5 protein-coding genes are annotated in these 4,438 nt (G+C 68.9%); all 5 read right to left on the bottom strand.

Annotated features, from left to right (window positions below; genetic code table 11):
* Window positions 1-393: 393 nt before the first annotated feature.
* Window positions 394-831, bottom strand: a complete 438-nt coding sequence (locus tag DBR34_RS10405) for an excinuclease ATPase subunit (RefSeq protein WP_128096734.1) — start codon at window positions 829-831, stop codon at window positions 394-396.
* A 76-nt stretch (window positions 832-907) separates the two neighbouring features.
* Window positions 908-2,149 (bottom strand): beta-ketoacyl-ACP synthase, encoded by a 1,242-nt coding sequence (locus DBR34_RS10400; RefSeq protein ID WP_128096733.1) that lies wholly within the window; start codon window positions 2,147-2,149, stop codon window positions 908-910.
* Window positions 2,149-2,880 carry a 3-oxoacyl-ACP reductase FabG gene (fabG, locus tag DBR34_RS10395; RefSeq protein ID WP_038685546.1) on the bottom strand — a complete coding sequence of 244 codons (732 nt, stop codon included), beginning with the start codon at window positions 2,878-2,880 and terminating at the stop codon, window positions 2,149-2,151. The genes DBR34_RS10400 and fabG overlap by 1 nt, the downstream gene beginning before the upstream one ends.
* Window positions 2,877-3,332: a hotdog family protein gene (locus DBR34_RS10390; RefSeq protein ID WP_128096732.1), complete on the bottom strand. Its 456-nt coding sequence runs from the start codon at window positions 3,330-3,332 to the stop codon at window positions 2,877-2,879. Before DBR34_RS10390 ends, fabG begins: the two co-directional genes overlap by 4 nt.
* A 2-nt stretch (window positions 3,333-3,334) precedes the next feature.
* A partial coding sequence (locus tag DBR34_RS10385; RefSeq protein ID WP_258223808.1) for a beta-ketoacyl-ACP synthase occupies window positions 3,335-4,438 on the bottom strand: 1,104 nt, incomplete at its 5' end.

Raw genomic sequence — 4,438 nt, 5'->3', positions numbered from 1 at the left:
CGCTGCAAGTACATCCTTGTAAGCTCCGTCGCCGCATCCATGCGGCTCAGGGCCCCGGATACCCACCCTCCCCAGCGCTTTCAGAAATTTCTGGTGCTTTTGGAGAGCAGGGCAACAGCCACGGCAGGAGCCGGAGCAGAGCACCGGTTTTGGTTGGGGGGAGGAAGAGCTGCCGAGCGTGGCTCGGCACTACCGCGGCGTGCATGCGAGCTTGGGGCGGGCGGCGCTTGGCCTTGGCCTTTGCCGTTCCATGCGAACCCACACAGGCCTGCCCTCCCCGGCACAGGCGAGAAATCGCCGTTGCTGTAGCTGTTGCGGTAGCTGTTGCTGTAGCTGTCGATCGTGAAACAAGCCGCAGCCACCACCCCGACGGAGCGGTGGCTGCGAGCGGTCTTACTTGACCTTGGCGTAGGTGCCCTTCAGGGCGACACCGGCCATGAGGGTGCCGGCGTAGCACTCGTAGTTGGTGGTGCTCTTGAACTCATTCTTCTTGTAGTAGCTCACGATGTCCACCACCGCGTTGGCGTTGCGCGACTTGGCGCCGTCCTGCAGCGCGCGCAGCGCCGACAGGGCGACCCAGCGGCAGGCTTCCTCGTCGCTCTTGTTGGCCGCGTTGGTCTTCTTGTTGGTCACGTCTTCGCCCAGGCGCTGCTGCACGTTGACCTTTTCGCCGGCCAGGTAGAAACGCACGCTGCCGTCGATACCGGCATCACGGGCGGCCTGCGAGCTCACCAGCTCACGCAGCGATTGTTCAACACGGGTGTCACGGGCCTGGGCGGTGCTGGCGACGGCGAGCAGCGCGGTGGCGGCAATCAGGGCAAAACGACGCATTCAACTTTCTCCTTGTTGGTAGGACGCGGGGTGGTGCTGGGAAGAACCGACCCGTGCCCGGGTCGGGTGGATCAGATCAGGCCTGCCAACGGCGGAATATCAACGAGGTGTTGATGCCACCGAAGGCGAAGTTGTTGCTCATCACGTACTCGGGCTGCAGCGCACGGCCCTCGCCCCGGATGTAATCCAGCGCGCCGCAGCGCGGGTCCACCTCGTGCAGGTTCAAGGTCGGCGCGAACCAGCCCTCGCGCATCATCTCGATGGTCATCCAGGCCTCGAACGCACCGCAGGCGCCCAGCATGTGGCCCACGTAGCTCTTCAGCGAACTGATCGGCATGCCCGGACCGAACACCTTCGCGGTGGCCTGGGTCTCGGCGATGTCGCCATGGTCGGTCGCCGTGCCGTGCGCGTTCACGTAGCCGATCTGCGCTGCCTCCAGGCCCGCATCTTCCAGCGCCAGACGCATCGCCTGGGCCATGGTGTCCGCGCTCGGCTGGGTGACGTGCTGGCCGTCGCTGTTGGTGCCATACCCGACCACCTCGGCCAGGATCGTCGCCCCGCGTGCCTGCGCGTGCTCCAGCTCTTCCAGGATCAGCGTGCCGGCGCCCTCGCCCAGCACCAGGCCGTCGCGGTGCGCGTCGAACGGGCTCGGCGTGGTCTGCGGCGCATCGTTGCGCACGCTGGTGGCAAACAGGGTGTCGAACACCGCCGCAGCCGTGGCATCCAGCTGCTCGGCGCCCCCGGTGACCATCACCCGCTGCTTGCCGCTGCGGATCGCCTCGTAACCGGCGCCCACGCCCTGGCTGCCCGACGTACAGGCGCTGGACGTGGTGTAGACACGGCCGGACAAGCCGAAGAACACCCCGATGTTGACCGGCGAGGTGTGGCTCATCATTTTCAGGTACGTGGTGGCGCTGATGCCTTCGGTGGTGTGTTCGTGCAGCATGCGGCCGAACTCGGCCGTGGCCTCGTGGCTGCCCGACGATGAGCCATAGGCCACGCCGGCCATGCCACTGCGCAGCACCGGGTGGCCAAGCAGGCCGGCCGATTCCAGCGCCAGTTCGGTGGCGCGCACCGACATCACCGCCACCTTGCCCATGCTGCGGGTGGTCTTGCGGTTGTAGTGGGCCGGCAGGTCGTAGTCCTGCACGGGCGCGGCCAGGCGCGTGTTGAGGCCGTCGAACACCTCCCACTCGGGGATGTAGCGCACCGCGTTGACGCGTGCGTGCAGGCGCTCGCGGATGCTCGGCCAGTCGTGGCCCAGCGGGCTGAGCGCGGCGGCACCGGTGACCACCACGCGACGTTCGGTTCGGCTCATCAGACCATGCCTCCATTGACCGAGATCACCTGGCGGGTGATGTAGCCGGCCGATTCGGACAGCAGGAAGGACACCGCATGGGCGACCTCGTCCGGCTGGCCCATGCGCCCGGCGGGAATCAGTTTAAGCGCGTGGTCCAGCACTTCCTGGTTGATCATGTCGGTCTCGATCAGGCCCGGGGCCACGCAGTTGACGGTGATCGCGCGGCTGGCCAGTTCCAGCGCCAGCGCCTTGGTGGCGCCGATGATGCCGGCCTTGGCCGCGCTGTAGTTGGTCTGGCCGCGGTTGCCGACCAGCCCCGACACCGACGACAGGGTGACGATGCGGCCCGGCTTGCGCCGCCGCACCATCGGCATCACCAGCGGATGCAGCACGTTGTAGAAGCTGTCCAGGTTGGTGTGCACCACCGCGTCCCAGTCTTCGGCGGGCATCGCCGGGAACGCGCCGTCGCGGGCGATGCCGGCGTTGCAGACCACCCCGTAGTAGGCGCCGTGCGCCTCCACGTCGGCCTCCAGCGCGGTACGCGCGGCGTCGCGGTCGGCCACGTCGAACATCAGCACGCGGGCCTGCCGGCCCAGGGCCTGGATCTGGGCCACCACGTCCTGTGCTTCCTCGATGCGGCTGCGGCAATGCACCACCACGTCGAAGCCGTCGCGCGCGATGCGCAGCGCGATGGCGCGGCCGATGCCCCGGCTGGCGCCGGTCACCAGCACTGTGAGATTCCCTGTCATGCCTCTCCACTCTCCAGATAAGCCATCGCATCGCGTGGTTCGAACACCGATACGTTGGCGACCGCCAATTCGGTAGCGCCTGCCAGGATCCGGCAGGCGAACATGCCCAGCCCATTTTCGCCCATCAGCTCGCACTGTGCCTCTACCCGCAGGCAGCTGCCGGCGGCGAAGTACGGCTGGTGCGCGGTGTAGCGGCGGGTGCCCAGCAGGAACCCGATCGAGGGCTCGCGCCCTGCCTGGCGTGCCTTGCAGCCTGCCCACGCGGCGATCGCCTGGGCCATGTATTCCACGCCCACCCAGGCTGGAACGCCCTCGGCATGGTTGAACAGGCCCTGATGGGGAACGTCCACCTCGACCACGATCGACTCCGGCTGCCAGTCCAGCAGGCGGTCGATCAGGCGCATGCTGTCGCGGTGGGGCAGCACCTCATCGATGTTCAGCGGCAGCTGCATGCTTATCCTTTCGCCAGGGCCAGGACGGCATTGCTGCCGCCAAAGGCGAACGAGTGGCTGAGCACGTGCTGCGGCGCCCGTGCGGCGTGGGTGCCCGGTGCCACCAGCGCGAGCGCCGGCAACGCGGCGTCGCCCTGCCCGTCCCACCAGTGGGTGGGCAGCTGCTGCTGCGGATTGTCGGCCAGCACCATCCAGCACAGCGCGGCCTCGATCGCTCCGGACGCGCCCAGGGTGTGGCCGGTCAGCGGCTTGGTCGAGCTGGCCGGCACCGTGGTGCCCAGCACCGCCGCCACGGCCTGGCTTTCCATCGCGTCGTTGTGCCCGGTGGCGGTGCCGTGCAGGTTCACGTAATCCACCTGCGCTGGCGCCCAGCCGGCCCGGTCCAGCGCCTGCTGCATGGCGTCGATCGCGCCGCGTGCCTGCGGGTCCGGCGCGGACATGTGGTGCGCATCGGACGACTCGCCCCACCCGGCCAGGCACACCGGGCCGGGCGCGGCCGTGATCAGGAACAGCGCGGCGCCCTCGCCGATGTTGATGCCGTTGCGGTTGGCCGAGAACGGGTTGCAGCGCGCCGCCGAGACCGACTCCAGCGCACTGAAGCCGGCCACGGTGAACCGGCACATCGAATCGGCGCCGCCGGCCACCACCGCGTCCACCACCCCGGCGCGCAGCAGGCGCGCGGCGGCCATCAGCGCCTTGGCGCTGGACGAGCAGGCGGTGGAGATGGTCCAGGCCGGCCCGGTGCTGCCGATGCGCTCGCGCACGAACCGCGCCGAGGTGCCCATTTCCTGCTGTGCGTAGTCGAAGCCCGACGGCCACTGGCCGCTCTCGCGATGGCAGCGCAGCGCGTTCTCCGATTCCCCGATGCCCGAGGTACTGGTGCCGATGATCACCGCCACCCGATCGGCGCCATGGCGCGCGATCGCCGCGTCCACGGCCGGGCGGATCTGCACCAGGGCCGCTTCGAGAAGGGCGTTGTTGCGCCCGCGCAGCGCCACCGGCAGCGCGGACAGGTCCGGCAGCGGGGTGGTCACTTCACCCAGGGCCAGGGTGCGGCCGGCGATGATCTGGTCGTTGTCGCGCAGCCCGCCGGGCTGGTCCGCGAA

It is taken from the genome of Stenotrophomonas sp. HMWF003 (genome assembly GCF_003061285.1).
Taxonomy (GTDB): Bacteria; Pseudomonadota; Gammaproteobacteria; order Xanthomonadales; family Xanthomonadaceae; genus Stenotrophomonas; species Stenotrophomonas maltophilia_AP.
Note: the sequence above shows the minus strand (reverse complement) of the source record. Positions and strands in the feature narration are given on the sequence as shown.

Coding starts and splice junctions, on each gene's coding strand:
- DBR34_RS10390 (WP_128096732.1), bottom strand. CDS start 3,332: ATGCAGCTGCCGCTGAACATCGATGAGGTGCTGCCCCACCGCGACAGC.
- DBR34_RS10400 (WP_128096733.1), bottom strand. CDS start 2,149: ATGAGCCGAACCGAACGTCGCGTGGTGGTCACCGGTGCCGCCGCGCTC.
- DBR34_RS10405 (WP_128096734.1), bottom strand. CDS start 831: ATGCGTCGTTTTGCCCTGATTGCCGCCACCGCGCTGCTCGCCGTCGCC.
- fabG (WP_038685546.1), bottom strand. CDS start 2,880: ATGACAGGGAATCTCACAGTGCTGGTGACCGGCGCCAGCCGGGGCATC.